This is a genomic window from Caenispirillum salinarum (assembly GCF_044803115.1).
GTDB lineage: Bacteria > Pseudomonadota > Alphaproteobacteria > Rhodospirillales > Rhodospirillaceae > Caenispirillum > Caenispirillum salinarum_A.
This window is the reverse complement of sequence record NZ_CP085224.1, coordinates 2,907,513-2,922,273: the sequence shown is the minus strand read 5'-3', so window position 1 is coordinate 2,922,273 and position 14,761 is coordinate 2,907,513. Positions and strand designations below refer to the sequence as shown.

The window sequence follows — 14,761 nt, the reverse complement described above, 5'->3', positions numbered from 1 at the left end:
GGGCCCGTCCGTCAGTCCAGACGCGGACGCGCCTCTTCCACCAGCTTCACATAGATCAGGGCGGTCATGAGGGCGTCGTTGAAGGCGTCGTGCGCCCCGCGCTCTGGCAGGCCCAGGTCCTTCATGATGCTGGCAAAGCGCAGGTCAACGGTGCCGGTGTAATCGTGCGAGCCCGCGCGTTTGATCTTGCGGTCGTAGTACATGGCCGAAACGTCCGTCTGCCGGTTGGGCAGGCCGACGCCCAGCCATGGCCGCAGATATTTGTTGACCATGGCCACGTCGAATTCCAGGTAGTAGCCCACCAGCGGGCGTCCGCCGACGAAGCGCAGGAAGGTATCCAGCGCGTCACGCACCGGCAGGCCCCCGGCGACGTCCATCTCGCGCAGGTGGTTGACCTTGATGGCGTCGGCGGGCACCGCGCGCTCGGGCTTGATGGTCAGTTCCAGCCGGTCGCTGGTGAGGATGCGGTTGCCCTTGATCTTCACCGCGCCGATGGACAGCAGTTCCGCCGTCGCCGGGTCCAGGCCCGAGGTCTCGCAATCGAAGCACACCGCCTCGCCGCTGTCGTCGGGTTCAAACAGGAAGGCGTAGTCCGGGTCCTTCAGCCGCCGGCGGCTCAGGGCGCGCTTCATGCCGTGCAGGATGACGTTCATGAGAAGGCCGCCAGCTTGTAGCGGTGCGAGACCTTGGCCTTGAACTCCTTGACGATCAGCAGGCTGTCCTTCAACACGTCGCGCTGGAGTTTATGCAGGCCGCGGGTCTGGATGAAATTATCGCCGTCTTCGGCCCCCACGGCCTGACGCTCCAGCCGGCCCTTGAGGCGCAGGTCCAGCAGGAAGGCGAGGGCGTCCGAGAGGTTTTGGGCGAACTCGCGCTCCAGCTCGCCGATCCGCGCCAGTTCCTCGATGCGCTGGAAGGTGTTGGTGTCCTGAACGTGCTTCTCCAGCGCCATGGTGCGGATGCCGTGGACGATGGGGAAGATGCCGCCCTTCTTGATGTCCAACTCGCCGGCCTGGGCGTGGCGATCGGTGAGCAGCTGGTGGAACATGCCGATGGGAGTGTCGAACATGGTGACGGGCCGCGCGAAAAAGCTGAAGAACGCCTGGTTGTCGGTCAGGCGCCGGAACAGGCTGTCGCGGATTTGCGCCAGCAGGGCCGGCTCGCCGGCCACATAGGCGCTGTCGGTGAAGGCGGCCAGGTTCAGGTGGCCGAACTCGCTGGGGACGTTGATCCAGCGGTGCAGGGCGTCTTCGTACTCGCTGACGGTGCGCACCCACTCGGGGTTGGTGACCATCATGTTGCCCTTGCAGGGCGGGTAGTCGAAGGCCAGCAGCGCGCGGTTGAAGTTGCCGCAGAAACCGGCGATCAGCTCCGGCCGGATGCCGTGGCCGTCGCGCAGGATCAGGGCATTGTCCTGGTCGGTGCGCAGGATCTGCTCGCCGCGCCCTTCCGACCCCATGACGATCAGGCAGGCGTGGTCGCGGATCGGCGGTGGGGCCAGGAACTCGAACAGCTTGGCGAAGATCTTGCGGTTGAGCGCCGTCACCAGTTCAGTGACGTGGCGGATCTTCACGCCCGATCCGTGCAGGGCGGTGACCAGCGGCACCATGCCATCGGCGGCCCGGCGCAGGTCCTCGATGGTCTGGGCGCGGTCGACCTGGGTGGTCACCAGATGGCTGTGGCTCGACATGAACGACAAGAGGTCGATCAACTCCAGCACGCCGTGAACGCGGCCGTCCTTCATCACCGGCAGGCGCTTGACGCCGTGCCGGGTCATGAGGATCTGAGCGTTGAACAGGAAGTCCTCGGCGTCGATGGTGTGGATGTCGAAGGTGGCCACGTCGCCGATGCGCATGTCCAGCGGCTGCTCGTCGATGAGCACCGCCTCGCGGATGTCGGTGCCCGACAGCACACCGAGCCGGCCGTCGAAGCCGGTGACCAGCAGGCTGGTCGCCCGCTTCTGCTTCATCAGGCGGGCGGCCTCGCGCAGGGTCAGGGTGGCCGGCGCGGTGATGGGCGGGTGCAGGTATGCCTCGTCGACCCGCGCGATCATGAACGACGCCATGCCGCGGTTGGACGCCAGTTGCGCCTGGGCCTCCAGCCGCTCCGTCAGAGACTGGAAATAGAAGCGCTCGAAGTCCGCGTTGTCGCCCACCAGCGTCAGGAAAACCTTGCGCGGCAGCATGTAGGCGATGACTTCCTCCGCCGCTTCGAACCGGTTGGCGGGCGCCTCGTCCTTGATGAGCGCCATGGTGTCGAAGGCATCCTTGGCGGAGAAGGTGTTGACGATCTCTTCGTCGGGGTCGCGCTCGACCGCATGGCCCTTGATGACGACGTAAAGATGGTCCGGCTTCTGGTCGGCGGGAATGATGACGTCGCCGCTGCGGAAGTAGGCGATGTCCAGAGCGTCGATCACGGCCTCGCGCTCGGGCGGGCGCAGGCGGTCGAAAGGCGGCACGGTGAAGTCGAACATCTTGGGCATGGGTGGGGCGTGTCCCTCGTCACTGGCCTGTGGCGCCGCGATTATGCGCGAGCCGCTGAGATTTCACCACGAACGCGGCGGCAAAAAAATGCCCCGGACGGCATAGGGCCGTCCGGGGCGGAAGGGATATGCGGTTGGTCCGGGGCGGGAAGGCGCATGACCGCTGACCGCCCGGACCACCCGATCAGTGGGACGAAGCGCCCTCGGCACCGATGCCCGTCTGCGACCGGACGTACTGGTCCTCGAACAGGATCGCCTCGTTCTTGCCGCCCTCGGACTGGTCCATCTTGGAGATGAGGAACGTCGAAAGGAAGGCGGCCGAGATCGACCACAGGGCCGGGTACTTGGAGGGATAGATGGCCTCTTCGAAGCCGAAGATGGCAACCCACACCGTCGGACCCAGGATCACCAGCGACACGGCCACGACCAGGCCGATGAAACCGCCGTACAGGGCGCCCTTGGTGGTCAGGCCCTTCCAGAACATGGACAGGAACAGGATCGGGAAGTTCACGGACGCCGCAATGGCGAAGGCGAGACCGACCATGAAGGCGATGTTCTGCTTCTCGAACGCGATGCCCAGGATGATCGCGACGACGCCAAGGCACACGGTGGTGATCTTGGAGACGCGGATCTCCTGCTGCTCGGTGCAGCGGCCCTTGCGGAACACGCTGGCGTACAGGTCGTGCGACACCGCCGAGGCGCCGGCCAGCGTCAGGCCCGCGACCACCGCCAGGATGGTGGCGAAGGCCACGGCCGAGATGAAGCCCAGGAAGAGGTCGCCGCCCACGGCTTCGGCCAGGTGGATGGCCGCCATGTTGTCGCCGCCGATCAGGCCGCCGACGCCGTCCATGAACTCCGGCTTGCCCAGCACCAGGACGATGGCGCCGAAACCGATGACGAAGGTCAGGATGTAGAAGTAGCCGATGAAGCCGGTGGCGTAGAAGACCGACTTGCGGGCCTCCTTGGCGTCGCCGACCGTGAAGAAGCGCATCAAAATGTGCGGCAGGCCCGCGGTGCCGAACATGAGCGCCAGGCCCAGCGAGATGGCGTCGATGGGGTTCGAGACCAGTCCGCCCGGCGCCATGATGGCCATGCCCTTGTCATGGACCTCGGTGGCGGCGGTGAACAGGTTCTCGAAGCTGAAGCCGTAGTTCCACATGACCATGACGGCCATGAAGGTCGCGCCCGACAGCAGCAGGATCGCCTTGATGATCTGCACCCAGGTGGTGGCGAGCATGCCGCCGAACATCACGTAGGTGATCATCAGCGCACCGACGATGAACACGGCGATCATGTAGTCTAGGCCGAACAGGATCTGGATCAGCTTGCCGGCGCCGACCATCTGCGCGATCAGGTAGAGCGCGACGACGGTGAGCGTGCCGGAGGCGGCCAGGATGCGGATCGGCTTCTGCTCAAGGCGGAAGCTGGCGACGTCGGCGAAGGTGAACTTGCCGAGGTTGCGCAGGCGTTCGGCGACCAGGAAGAGGATGACCGGCCAGCCCACCAGGAAGCCGATGGAATAGATCAGCCCGTCGAAACCCGACGCGAAGACCAGCGCCGAAATGCCCAGGAACGAGGCGGCGGACATATAGTCGCCGGCGATCGCCATGCCGTTCTGGAAGCCGGTGATGCCGCCGCCGGCGGCGTAAAAGTCCTTGGCGCTTTTCGTCTGCCGGGCGGCCCAGTAGGTGATGCCCATGGTCGCCACGACGAAAATGAAGAACATGATGATGGCGGTGACGTTCGTCTCGCGCTGGATGACCTCGCCCTCCAGCGCCCCGGCGGCATGCGCCAGCGCGGGCAGGGCGAGGGCCGACACGCCGGCCGCCGCCGCAAGAACGCGGGTGGTGATCGGCTGCATTTACTTCGACTCCTCGATGATCTGGCGGGTCAACTCGTCAAACTCGCCGTTGGCGCGCTTGACGTAGATGCCGGTCAGCAGGAAGGCGGAGACGATGATGGCGATCCCGATGGGAAAGCCGACCGTCGTCGTGGCACCTTCCCACAGCGGTGCGCCCAGCGAGGCCGGCGCGAACGCGATCACGAGGATGAAACCGTAGTAGATGGCAAGCATGACAGCGGCGAGAGTCCAGGCAAACGTGCTGCGCTTGCGGCACAACTCCTGGAACTTCGGGTTCCGCCTTACCTTTTCATGGATGCTAGCGCTCATATGGAGGCCCCCTTGTCTCGGTGAAGACAAACGCGGTTGTCATGTGCCCTGCGCATGGCTGAGCATCCTCGCCATGCCATTGCGTCATGGCCCACGGTTTTTGTTGCGGCGCAAGATACCGATCAGGCCGCAGCCGTTCCAGGAATTTTCAAGGGGTTCAGCCAAAAAATCACGTAGGGGGCGGTTTGATTTCGCGCTGCGGAACGGCAAGCCTCTGATATTCCCGAACTTCAAAGCGGATTTTACGACCAACCCCTCCGGGTAGCTACCACCTTGGCTTAATGGGTAAAAGCCCGAGTCGGCCGCTAGGGGATTTCACAAAATTTTTGCGTAGAACAACCGGAGATGCTAAGAAGCCCTAAAGCCGTTCTGGAATTGATGAAACGCAAAGCGGCTTATCGTTCAAGGTTGGGAGAGGGAACCATGTCCCAGGGGCTGGAGACGTTCTACGACGTCATCCGACGCCGCGGCGTCTCGCGTCGCAGCTTTCTGAAGTTCTGCAGCCTCACGGCGGCCAGCCTGGGCCTGGGGCCGGCGGCGGCGTCGCAGATGGCGCACGCCATGGAGACCAAGCCGCGCATCCCGGTCATCTGGCTGCACGGCCTGGAGTGCACCTGCTGCACGGAGAGCTTCATTCGCTCGGCCCATCCGCTGGTGTCCGACGTGCTGCTGTCCATGATCTCGCTGGACTACGACGACACGATCATGGCGGCGGCGGGCCACCAGGCGGAAGCGATCCTGGAAGAGACGCTGGAGGCCCACCGGGGCAACTACATCCTGGCGGTGGAGGGCAACCCGCCGCTGGCCGAAGACGGCATGTTCTGCATTCCCGGCGGCGAGCCCTTCGTCAACAAGCTCAAGCGCATGGCGTCGGGTGCCAGCGCCGTCATCGCCTGGGGCTCCTGCGCCTCGTGGGGGTGCGTGCAGGCGGCCAAGCCGAACCCGACGCAGGCGACGCCCATCCACAAGGTCATCACCGACAAGCCGGTCATCAAGGTGCCGGGTTGCCCGCCCATCGCCGAGGTGATGACGGGCGTGCTGACCTACATGCTCACCTTCGACCAGATGCCGGCGCTCGACCGACAGGGCCGGCCGAAGATGTTCTACAGCCAGCGCATCCACGACAAATGCTACCGCCGGCCGCACTTCGACGCCGGCCAGTTCGTGGAAAGCTGGGACGACGACAACGCCCGCAAGGGCTACTGCCTCTACAAGATGGGCTGCAAGGGACCGACCACCTACAACGCGTGTTCGTCGGTGCAGTGGAACGACGGTGTGTCCTGGCCGATCCGCTCCGGCCACGGCTGCCTGGGCTGCTCGGAAGAGGATTTCTGGGATCGCGGCAGCTTTTATTCGCGGCTTGAGGATATCGACGGCTTCGGCGTGGAGGCCAACGCCGACGAGATCGGCATGGCCGCCGCCGGTGCCGTGGGTGTCGGCATCGCCGCCCATGCCGCCGCCAGCGCGGTCAAGCGCGTGATCCAGAAGCCCGACAGCCACACCCGCCGGCCGCATGACGGCAGCGACCAGGCCTGACGTCCAGGCGCCGAGGAGTAGAGACAGATGACGACCATGGTGACGCCCAACGCCGCCAACCTGGACGCCTCCGGCCGCCGCGTGGTGGTGGACCCGGTGACCCGCATCGAGGGCCACCTGCGCCTGGAAGTGAACGTCGACGACGACAACGTGATCCGCAATGCCGTGTCCACCGGCACCATGTGGCGCGGGATCGAGCTGATCCTCCAGGGCCGCGACCCGCGCGACGCCTGGGCCTTCGTCCAGCGCATCTGCGGGGTCTGCACCGGCACCCACGCCCTGACCAGCGTGCGCGCGGTCGAAGACGCGCTCGGCATCGAGGTGCCCGAGAACGCCAACACCATCCGCAACATGATGCAGCTGGCGCTGTACGTGCACGACCACCTGGTGCACTTCTACCACCTGCACGCCCTGGACTGGGTGGACGTGGTCTCGGCGCTGTCGGCCGACCCCAAGGCCACCAGCGAACTGGCGCAGAGCCTGTCCGACTGGCCGCTCTCCAGCCCCGGCTATTTCCGCGACCTGCAAGGCCGCCTGAAGAAGTTCGTCGACAGCGGGCAGCTCGGTCCGTTCAAGAACGGCTACTGGGGCCACCCGGCCTACAAGCTGCCGCCGGAAGCCAACCTCATGGCGGTGGCGCACTACATCGAGGCGCTCGATTTCCAGAAGGAGATCGTGAAGATCCACGCCATCTTCGGCGGCAAGAACCCGCACCCCAACTGGCTGGTGGGCGGCGTTCCCGCGCCCATCAACCTGAACGGCACGGGCGCCGGAACAGGCGGCATCACCATGGACCGCCTGAACATCGTCAGCGACATCGTCGAGCGCTGCATCCAGTTCACCGAACAGGTCTACCTGCCCGACCTCAAGGCCATTGCGTCCTTCTACAAGGACTGGGGTGCGATCGGCGGCGGCCTGGCCTCGCTGAACGTGATGAGCTACGGCGACATGCCCTCGCGCGCCAACGACTATTCCGCCGACAGCCTGGATCTGCCGCGCGGCGCCATCGTCGGCGGCGACCTGTCCAAGATCCACGAGGTCGATCTGCGCGACCCGTCGGAAATCCAGGAGTTCGTCACCCACTCCTGGTATTCGTACGAGGACGAGGACAGGGGCCTGCACCCCTGGGACGGCGTGACCGAGGTCAACTTCGATCCGGGTCCGGGCTTCAAGGGCACGCGCGAGAAGATCGAGAGCTTCGACGAGTCCGCCAAGTACAGCTTCCTGAAGGCGCCGCGCTGGAAGGGCCACGCCATGGAGGTGGGGCCGCTGGCGCGCTACATCATCGGCTACGCGCAGGGAAATCCCGAGTTCAAGGAGCCGGTGGACAAGCTGCTTACGGACCTGAACGTGCCGCTTCAGGCCATTTTCTCCACCCTCGGCCGCACGGCGGCGCGGGGTCTGGAGTGCCAGTGGGCCGCCCACAAGCTGAAAGACTATCACCAGAAGCTTCTGGCCACCATCAAGGCCGGGGACACCTCGACCGCAAACACCCAGAAGTGGAAGCCCGAAACCTGGGCGAAGGACGTCAAGGGTGTGGGCTTCACCGAGGCGCCGCGCGGCGCGCTGGGCCATTGGATCCATATCCAGAACGGCAAGATCGCCAACTATCAGGCGGTGGTGCCGACCACCTGGAACGGCAGCCCGCGCGACCCGCAGGGCAACATCGGGGCCTACGAGGCGTCGCTGCTCGACACCAAGATGCACGACCCGCACCTGCCGCTGGAAATCCTGCGGACCATCCACAGCTTCGACCCGTGCCTGGCGTGCTCCACCCACGTCATGAGCCCGGACGGGCAGGAAACCAAGGTCACCGTGCGCTGACGCGCCGCCGGTCCGGGAGGGACGCGCCATGAGCAGCCAGTACACCAGCCGGGAGGCGTTGAAGGAAGTCGACGCCCTGGCCGCCAAGCAGCAGAGCATCTACGTCTACGAGGCGCCGGTGCGTCTGTGGCACTGGATCAATGCGCTCGCCATGACCGTTCTGGCGGTCACGGGCTACTTCATCGCCGAGCCCCTGCCGTCCACGGCGGGTGAGGCGACCGAGAACTACCTGATGGGCTGGATGCGCTACATCCACTTCAGCGCGGGCTACGTGCTGGCCTTCGGGTTCCTGGGCCGCATCTACTGGGCTTTCGTGGGCAACAAGCACGCCCGTCAGCTTTTCGTCCTGCCGGTCTGGGACAAGGACTGGTGGAAGGAAATCGTGTTCGAGGCCAAGTGGTACCTGTTCCTCGAACGCGACCCGAAGAAGTACGTCGGCCACAACCCGCTGGCCCACCTGGCCATGTTCGGCGTCTTCGTCACCGGCACCATCCTGATGATCCTGACCGGCTTCGCGCTCTATGCGGAAGGGGCGGGGCAGGACAGCATCCATTACGCCCTGTTCGGCTGGGTCATCACCCTGTTCGGGGACACCATGCAGATGCACACCTGGCACCATGTGGGGATGTGGGTGCTCATCATCTTCGCCATGGTCCACATCTATGCCGCCATCCGCGAGGATATCATGTCGCGCCAGACCATGATCTCCACCATCGTCAACGGCCTGCGCAGCTACAAGGACGACCGGCCGTGAGCGGGCTCGGCGATATCCTGGTGGACGAGGACCGCTTCGACACGCTGGTGCTCGGCATCGGCAACCTGCTGTGGGCGGACGAAGGCTTCGGCGTGCGCGTGGTGGAGGAAATCCACCGCACGCACACCCTGCCGCCCGAGGTGCTGCTCATGGACGGCGGCACCCAGGGGCTCTACCTGGAGCCCTACGTCCGCCGCGCCCGCAACCTGCTGGTCTTCGACGCCATCGACTGGGGCGACGCGCCGGGCACGCTGCGGGTGGTGCGGGGCGAGGAGGTTCCCGCCTTCATGGGCTGCCGCAAGATGAGCCTGCACCAGACCGGCTTTCAGGACGTGCTGGCGGCCGCCAGCCTCATGGGCGGCGGGCCGGAGGACATCGTGCTGATAGGTGTCCAGGCGGTGGAGCTGGAGGACTGGGGCGGTTCCCTGCGCCCGCTCATCCGCGACCGCATGGGCCCGGCCATCGACCTCGGCCTGAAGGAACTTGCCCGCTGGGGCCGCGCCGCCGAGAAGCGCGCCGTGCCGCTGGACGTGGCCACGGGCCTGGTCGGCAACGGCTTCGATATCGAGAGCTACGAGGCCGGCGGTGCCTCGGTCGGTGCCAAGGGCTGACGTTTATACGCGTCGATGATTGAAATCATCCATGCTGCGTTCAGCCGCCACGCAGGCTCACGCGCCAAAAGGCGCGGTGGCCAGTCGGCCTTGCCGGACGACAAGTATACGACTTAGAGTGTCGGCCGGTATTATTCCAGAAATTCAAGGACCCGCGCCATGTGCATGGGAACGCCCATGAAAATCGTCTCCCTCAGCGCCGACGGTGCCTGGGCGGAGTGCGTCAGCCGCGACGGGTCGGTGGTGGAAACCCTCGACCTGCGGCTTGTCGGCGCGCAGCCTGTGGGAGGCTGGGTTCTCGGCTTCCTGGGCGCAGCCCATTCCGTGCTGACGGCGGAGGACGCCGCCCGGGTGGCCGACGCACTGGAGGCCGTGACGCTGGTGCAGCAGGGTCATTCCGTCGACCACCTGTTTGCCGACCTGGTGGACCGCGAGCCCGAACTGCCGGATTTCCTGAAGGACCGGCAGGACTGACGGACGTCCGGCCTTTCTGTCGACCGCCGACCCGGTATCGCCTTAACATCATTGAAACCCCGGCCGTGCGAGCGTCGCCCGCGCCGCCGATGGGGCCAGAGGAGACGCCATACATGATCGGACCGTCCATGGGCGACGCGCTGCTGTCGCTGCGATCCTCCGACGCGACGGAGGCACATCGCCGCCGTTCCTTCACCGACGAGGACATCGCCGGCATGACCGGTGCGCGGGCGGTGTTCGACGCCCTGACGGCAGCCGTAGCGTCGCACCGCATCGGCCATGACGTCCCCGTGCGTGTTGCCCTGGATGGCCTGTCCGCCGACGAGCATCGCCTGGTCGAGGAGGTGCTGGGCGAGGGCGAGGTGCTGGTCAAGCTTCCCGGCGAGGTCCGCGTGCAGGAAAGCGTCATGGCGGGCATCTGGCGCGTCGCCGACCCGGCCACTGGCGCCCGCTGGCTGGAGGTGGCCGACATTCCCTCCGTCGTGCGCGGAGCCGTGTGCGACCTGCCGTCCGAGATCAAGGTGCCGGCGGAGGACCGCATTCCGCGCGGCGCCATAAACGTGCGCCCCGTGCTGGGCGAACTGCGCGACCACGCCGCCGATCGGGCCGACGACCCGGCGGCGCACCAGCCGCACGAGGTCAACCTGACCCTCCTGCCCATGACATCCATCGACCTCATGGTGCTGGAAACGGCGCTGAACGGCGACGGGCCGGTGGACATCCTGTCGCGCGGCTACGGCAACTGCCGCGTCGTGTCGACAGGCATCCGCAACGTCTGGCGCCTTATGTATTTCAACGCCGACGACAAGATGATCCTGCATGTCCTTCAGGTGGGCGATGTTCCCGCCGCCGCGCTCGCCGCGCAGGAGGACCTGGCCGACACCGCCGAGCGCCTGTCGGAAATCCTGGGAGCCTACTACACGTGACCGAGCCGACGCCCGAACTGACCGCCGCCCGCGCCACGGCGCTGGAAGACGCTTTCGCCGCCATCGACCGGGGCTCCATGGCCGACATGCCCCTGCGCAACGATGCCCTGGCCGTGGAGGCCATCAGCTTCCGTCCCTGGGGGCTGGAGCGCGGGCCGGCGCTGCTGGGCATTCTGGTCACGCCCTGGTGCATGAACGTGATGCTGGTGCCGCCGACGGCCGATGATCCCGCCTGGGCGACGCTAAGCGGCGGCGAAAAGGAGTCTCACGGGCTGCCGTGCGGCGTGGTGGAGTTCACGGCCGGCGCGGTGGACGGCTTCGGGCCCTACCTCATGTGCTCTCTGTTCTCGCCCGTGAAGGAGTTCGCCGACCAGCCTGCGGCGCGCCTGACCGCGCAACTGGCCCTGGAAGACCTGTTGACGCCGCCGGCCGAGGAAATCCCGCCCCCAGCGCCTACCGCCCGGCGTCGCGGTGACGGGCCGGCGCCGTCGTCCGCCGGTGGTGCGGACGGGTTGAGCCGGCGCTCGGCGCTCGGCATGGCGCGTGCGCCGCGCGGACGGGACGGCGGCCGATGATCCCCGGCGGGGACCGCATCGATATCGTTCTGGCGCTCGACCCCGGCGGTGCCGTGGCGGCGGCAGAGGTGGCCTCCAGCCGTGCCGTCACCGCCTCGCGCGTGCTGGAGGGCAAGGCGCCCGAGGACGCGCTGCGTCTGGTGCCGTTGCTGTTCGCGCTCTGCGGTTCGGCTCAGCAGATGGCCGGCCTGCGGGCGGTGGAGGCGGCTCTGGCAATCAGGGTATCGCCGCGCGAGGCTGCGGCGCGGCACATGACGGTGCTGGCGGAAACGGTGGCCGAACATGCGACGCGCATCCTTGTGGACTGGCCCAAGCTGACCGGTGCCGCCCCCGACATGGCCCGCGCGCGGGCCGTGCGGACGGCGGCGGCGGCCGTGCAGGCGGCGCTCTATCCGTCCGGCGGCCGCGAGCGGATCGGCGGCGGCGCGGCGATCGGTTCGGCCGCGCTCGCCCGTGCCGCCGAGGGCCTGGAGGCGATTGTGGCGGAGGCTCTGCCGCTGGCCGAGGCGACGGCGGCCTGCGCCCCGGACCTTGCCGTGCCCGCCCTGCCGCCATTGCCGGTGGGCCTGGACCCGGCGTGGCTGGGTGCGCGCATGGACGATCCGGCGTTCCTCGGGGCGCCGGAAGGGCCGGACGGAACAGTGTTCGAGACCGGCCCGGCGGCCCGCTCGTCCGGGGCGGCGGACCTGGCCGGCCGCTTCGGCGCAAGGCTGGCGGAAGCCCGGCTCCTGGCGCGGGAAATCGTCGAACTGGCTTGCGAGTCCGGCTATACTGACGCCCTCGGGGAAAGCGCATCGGCCAGCCTGGGCGGCGGCCGCGGACTGGGCGCCGTGGAAGCGGCGCGGGGGCGCCTCGTGCACACGGTGGACATCGTTGAAGGCCGCATCGCGCGCTACCGCATCCTGGCGCCGACGGAATGGAACTTCCACCCGCGCGGCGCACTGGGTGTTGCGCTGGACGGCCTGCTCGGCCGGCCGGCCGGGGAGGCGGAAGAGGCGGCGCAGTGGATCGTCGCCGCGCTGGACCCGTGCGTGGCCTGCGAAGTGTCGACGCGGGAGGCGAGCCATGCATGAAATGTCGCTGGTGGCCGGCGTCATGCGCATCCTGGAGGAGCAAGCGATGGCGCAGGACTTCCGCGTGGTCAAGGCGGTGTTCCTGGAGGTGGGCGCCCTGTCCCACGCGGACCCGGAAGCCATGCGCTTTGCATTCGAGGCGCAGAAGCCGGGCACCATCGCCGCCGACGCCCGGCTGGAGATCATCGAGAGCCCGGGGCAGGCGTGGTGCCTGGACTGCTCGGACCCCGTCACCATTTCCCGGCGCGGTGACCCGTGCCCGGGGTGCGGCGGCTACAAGTTGACGGTGACCGCGGGCGACGACCTGCGGGTGCGGGAACTGGAGGTGGAGTGATGTGCACCGTTTGCGGCTGCGGACAGGCGTTCGTCGAAGGGCAGGGCAGCGCCCACGCCCATCATCATCACCACGACCACGGGCATGATGCGGCGCACGCCGCGATGCATGCACGCGGCATCCCTCACGACCATGACGACCACGGCCACATCCACTACGGCGAAGGCGAAGCCGGCGTCTCGGTGCCCGGCCTCGATCAGGCGCGCATCGTGAAGATCGAGCAGGACGTGCTGAGCCACAACGACCGCTTGGCGGCCGTCAACCGCGCCCGCTTCGCCGCCGGGGGAATCGTGGCGCTGAACCTGGTTTCCAGCCCGGGGTCCGGCAAGACGACGCTGCTGTGCGAGACGATCAACATGCTTTCGGGCCGGGTGCCCGTGGCGGTTATCGAGGGCGACCAGCAGACCAGCTTCGACGCCGACCGCATCCGCGAGACCGGCGCCCCGGCCATCCAGGTCAACACCGGCAAGGGCTGCCACCTGGACGCCGCCATGGTCGCCGACGCCACCGACCGCCTCCGGCCCGGCGAAGGCTCGGTGCTGTTCATCGAGAACGTCGGCAACCTTGTCTGCCCGGCCGGCTTCGACCTGGGGGAGGCGGCCAAGGTGGTGATCCTGTCGGTGACGGAAGGCGAAGACAAACCCCTGAAATATCCCGACATGTTCGCCGCCGCAGACCTGATGATTCTCAACAAGATCGACCTTCTGCCGCATGTCCGCTTCGACGTCGACCGCTGCCTGGACCTGGCGCGCCGCGTCAAGCCGGACCTGCCGGTCATCCAACTGTCGGCCACCACCGGCCAGGGCATGCACAAATGGCTCGGCTGGATCGACGACCGGCGCGACGCCATGATTGCGGCGCGGGCGGCGCAATGACCGCCGTCGTCGAAGCCCGCAGCCTGGTGGCGGCGGAGATCCCGTTGCCGCGCCCCATGCCGCCCGTGATCGGCATGGGGGCCTTTCTCAAGAACACGGTGACGCTCATCGACGGGCGCCGCGCCCTGGTCTCGCGCAATGTCGGCCACACCGACACGCCGGCGGCCGTAGCGGCCATGGAGGACACGGCGCGCCGGCTGGTTGACCTCGCCGGTGTCCGGCCTGTCGCCGTGGCCCACGACCTGCATCCGGATTTCCCGTCGACCCGCTTTGCCTCCGTGCTGGCGGCGGACCTGGGAGCGGCGGCGGTGCCCGTGCAGCACCATCACGCCCACGTTGCGGCCGTGGCGCTGGAGAACGGCCACGACGATCCGCTTCTTGGTCTGGCGCTCGACGGCTTCGGCCTGGGGCCCGGCAACCAGGCCTGGGGTGGCGAGTGCCTGTATGTCGACGGTGGTGGCTATGAGCGCCTTGGCCACCTGGCGCCGCTGCTCCAGCCCGGCGGCGACGTGGCAGCGCGGGAGCCCTGGCGGATGGGAGCGGCCGCGCTGCATGCGCTCGACCGCGGCGGTGAAACGGCCTCGCGCTGGCCCGGGCAACCGGCAGCCGCCCTGTTGGCGCGGGTGATGGATCGCGGCGTCAACTGCCCGGCGACGTCCTCTGCCGGACGCCTGTTCGATGCCGCCTGCGGGCTGCTCAACGTGCATCCGGTGGCGGAATTCGAGGGCCAGGCGCCCATGGCGCTGGAAAGGCTGGCGACGGCGCCGGAGGTGCTGGCGGATGGCTGGCGCACCGCCGCCGACGGGGTTCTGGACCTGCGGCCGCTGCTGTCCGAGCTTGCCGATTGCACCGATGCAGCGCGGGGTGCGAACCTGTTCCACGGCACCCTGGCGGCGGCCCTGGCCGACTGGGTGGCGGCGGCGGTGGAGCGCGCGCCTGGGCCGGTGTCGACCATCGGCTTTTCCGGCGGATGCTTCTATAACAAGGTGATGTCGGCCGATCTTGAGGCACGGCTTGAGGGGCAGGGCCTGACGGTCCTGCGCCCCGGCCGCCTCGGACCCGGCGACCCGGCGGTGAGCCTCGGGCAGGCGTGGGTCGCCAGCCAGCTGCAGACAGGAGGATAAAGC

The 14,761-nt window shown here is 67.5% G+C and carries 15 protein-coding genes; 11 read left to right on the top strand and 4 right to left on the bottom strand.

Annotated elements, in window-relative coordinates; all coding sequences use genetic code 11:
* Nucleotides 1-11 precede the first annotated feature (11 nt).
* The 4 genes from LG334_RS13375 to LG334_RS13360 all read right to left on the bottom strand — a co-directional run bounded on the left by LG334_RS13375 (nucleotide 12) and on the right by LG334_RS13360 (nucleotide 4,652).
* Complete coding sequence (locus LG334_RS13375; RefSeq protein WP_404378787.1) at nucleotides 12-653, bottom strand: 3'-5' exonuclease; 642 nt, start codon at nucleotides 651-653, stop codon at nucleotides 12-14.
* Nucleotides 650-2,482 (bottom strand): putative nucleotidyltransferase substrate binding domain-containing protein, encoded by a 1,833-nt coding sequence (locus tag LG334_RS13370; protein ID WP_404378785.1) that lies wholly within the window; start codon nucleotides 2,480-2,482, stop codon nucleotides 650-652. The genes LG334_RS13375 and LG334_RS13370 overlap by 4 nt, the downstream gene beginning before the upstream one ends.
* 184 nt (nucleotides 2,483-2,666) lie before the next feature.
* Nucleotides 2,667-4,343, bottom strand: a complete 1,677-nt coding sequence (locus LG334_RS13365; protein WP_404378783.1) for a cation acetate symporter — start codon at nucleotides 4,341-4,343, stop codon at nucleotides 2,667-2,669.
* On the bottom strand, nucleotides 4,344-4,652 hold the full coding sequence (locus tag LG334_RS13360) for a DUF485 domain-containing protein (RefSeq protein ID WP_404378782.1): 309 nt from the start codon (nucleotides 4,650-4,652) through the stop codon (nucleotides 4,344-4,346).
* 423 nt (nucleotides 4,653-5,075) lie between these two features.
* On the opposite strand from LG334_RS13360, the gene LG334_RS13355 reads away from it, so the two are divergent.
* The 11 genes from LG334_RS13355 (at nucleotide 5,076) to LG334_RS13305 (ending at nucleotide 14,758) form a co-directional block, all read left to right on the top strand.
* Nucleotides 5,076-6,188 carry a hydrogenase small subunit gene (locus LG334_RS13355; protein WP_404378780.1) on the top strand — a complete coding sequence of 371 codons (1,113 nt, stop codon included), beginning with the start codon at nucleotides 5,076-5,078 and terminating at the stop codon, nucleotides 6,186-6,188.
* A gap of 27 nt (nucleotides 6,189-6,215) precedes the next feature.
* On the top strand, nucleotides 6,216-8,012 hold the full coding sequence (locus LG334_RS13350; protein WP_404378779.1) for a nickel-dependent hydrogenase large subunit: 1,797 nt from the start codon (nucleotides 6,216-6,218) through the stop codon (nucleotides 8,010-8,012).
* Nucleotides 8,013-8,040: 28 nt separating this feature from the next.
* Nucleotides 8,041-8,766: a Ni/Fe-hydrogenase, b-type cytochrome subunit gene (cybH, locus tag LG334_RS13345; RefSeq protein WP_404378778.1), complete on the top strand. Its 726-nt coding sequence runs from the start codon at nucleotides 8,041-8,043 to the stop codon at nucleotides 8,764-8,766.
* Nucleotides 8,763-9,377 (top strand): HyaD/HybD family hydrogenase maturation endopeptidase, encoded by a 615-nt coding sequence (locus tag LG334_RS13340; protein ID WP_404378776.1) that lies wholly within the window; start codon nucleotides 8,763-8,765, stop codon nucleotides 9,375-9,377. The genes cybH and LG334_RS13340 overlap by 4 nt, the downstream gene beginning before the upstream one ends.
* A gap of 177 nt (nucleotides 9,378-9,554) precedes the next feature.
* Complete coding sequence (locus LG334_RS13335) at nucleotides 9,555-9,851, top strand: HypC/HybG/HupF family hydrogenase formation chaperone (RefSeq protein ID WP_404378775.1); 297 nt, start codon at nucleotides 9,555-9,557, stop codon at nucleotides 9,849-9,851.
* Between the two features lie 113 nt (nucleotides 9,852-9,964).
* Nucleotides 9,965-10,777 (top strand): hydrogenase expression/formation C-terminal domain-containing protein, encoded by an 813-nt coding sequence (locus LG334_RS13330; protein WP_404378774.1) that lies wholly within the window; start codon nucleotides 9,965-9,967, stop codon nucleotides 10,775-10,777.
* Nucleotides 10,774-11,352 carry a [NiFe]-hydrogenase assembly chaperone HybE gene (hybE, locus tag LG334_RS13325; RefSeq protein ID WP_404378772.1) on the top strand — a complete coding sequence of 193 codons (579 nt, stop codon included), beginning with the start codon at nucleotides 10,774-10,776 and terminating at the stop codon, nucleotides 11,350-11,352. Before LG334_RS13330 ends, hybE begins: the two co-directional genes overlap by 4 nt.
* Entirely contained in the window at nucleotides 11,349-12,425 is a 1,077-nt protein-coding gene (locus LG334_RS13320; RefSeq protein WP_404378771.1) for a nickel-dependent hydrogenase large subunit, read from the top strand. The genes hybE and LG334_RS13320 overlap by 4 nt, the downstream gene beginning before the upstream one ends.
* Nucleotides 12,418-12,759 carry a hydrogenase maturation nickel metallochaperone HypA gene (gene hypA / locus LG334_RS13315; RefSeq protein ID WP_404378770.1) on the top strand — a complete coding sequence of 114 codons (342 nt, stop codon included), beginning with the start codon at nucleotides 12,418-12,420 and terminating at the stop codon, nucleotides 12,757-12,759. Before LG334_RS13320 ends, hypA begins: the two co-directional genes overlap by 8 nt.
* Complete coding sequence (gene hypB / locus LG334_RS13310; RefSeq protein WP_404378768.1) at nucleotides 12,759-13,634, top strand: hydrogenase nickel incorporation protein HypB; 876 nt, start codon at nucleotides 12,759-12,761, stop codon at nucleotides 13,632-13,634. Before hypA ends, hypB begins: the two co-directional genes overlap by 1 nt.
* Nucleotides 13,631-14,758 carry a hydrogenase maturation protein HypF gene (locus tag LG334_RS13305; RefSeq protein ID WP_404378767.1) on the top strand — a complete coding sequence of 376 codons (1,128 nt, stop codon included), beginning with the start codon at nucleotides 13,631-13,633 and terminating at the stop codon, nucleotides 14,756-14,758. Before hypB ends, LG334_RS13305 begins: the two co-directional genes overlap by 4 nt.
* Nucleotides 14,759-14,761: the final 3 nt, after the last annotated feature.

Excerpts from the sequence above, each read along its gene's own strand:
- LG334_RS13360 (WP_404378782.1), bottom strand. The coding sequence starts at position 4,652 with ATGAGCGCTAGCATCCATGAAAAGGTAAGGCGGAACCCGAAGTTCCAG.
- LG334_RS13365 (WP_404378783.1), bottom strand. The coding sequence starts at position 4,343 with ATGCAGCCGATCACCACCCGCGTTCTTGCGGCGGCGGCCGGCGTGTCG.
- LG334_RS13375 (WP_404378787.1), bottom strand. The coding sequence starts at position 653 with ATGAACGTCATCCTGCACGGCATGAAGCGCGCCCTGAGCCGCCGGCGG.
- LG334_RS13355 (WP_404378780.1), top strand. The coding sequence starts at position 5,076 with ATGTCCCAGGGGCTGGAGACGTTCTACGACGTCATCCGACGCCGCGGC.
- LG334_RS13330 (WP_404378774.1), top strand. The coding sequence starts at position 9,965 with ATGATCGGACCGTCCATGGGCGACGCGCTGCTGTCGCTGCGATCCTCC.
- cybH (WP_404378778.1), top strand. The coding sequence starts at position 8,041 with ATGAGCAGCCAGTACACCAGCCGGGAGGCGTTGAAGGAAGTCGACGCC.
- LG334_RS13305 (WP_404378767.1), top strand. The coding sequence starts at position 13,631 with ATGACCGCCGTCGTCGAAGCCCGCAGCCTGGTGGCGGCGGAGATCCCG.
- LG334_RS13335 (WP_404378775.1), top strand. The coding sequence starts at position 9,555 with ATGAAAATCGTCTCCCTCAGCGCCGACGGTGCCTGGGCGGAGTGCGTC.
- LG334_RS13350 (WP_404378779.1), top strand. The coding sequence starts at position 6,216 with ATGACGACCATGGTGACGCCCAACGCCGCCAACCTGGACGCCTCCGGC.
- LG334_RS13370 (WP_404378785.1), bottom strand. The coding sequence starts at position 2,482 with ATGCCCAAGATGTTCGACTTCACCGTGCCGCCTTTCGACCGCCTGCGC.
- LG334_RS13320 (WP_404378771.1), top strand. The coding sequence starts at position 11,349 with ATGATCCCCGGCGGGGACCGCATCGATATCGTTCTGGCGCTCGACCCC.
- hypB (WP_404378768.1), top strand. The coding sequence starts at position 12,759 with ATGTGCACCGTTTGCGGCTGCGGACAGGCGTTCGTCGAAGGGCAGGGC.
- hypA (WP_404378770.1), top strand. The coding sequence starts at position 12,418 with ATGCATGAAATGTCGCTGGTGGCCGGCGTCATGCGCATCCTGGAGGAG.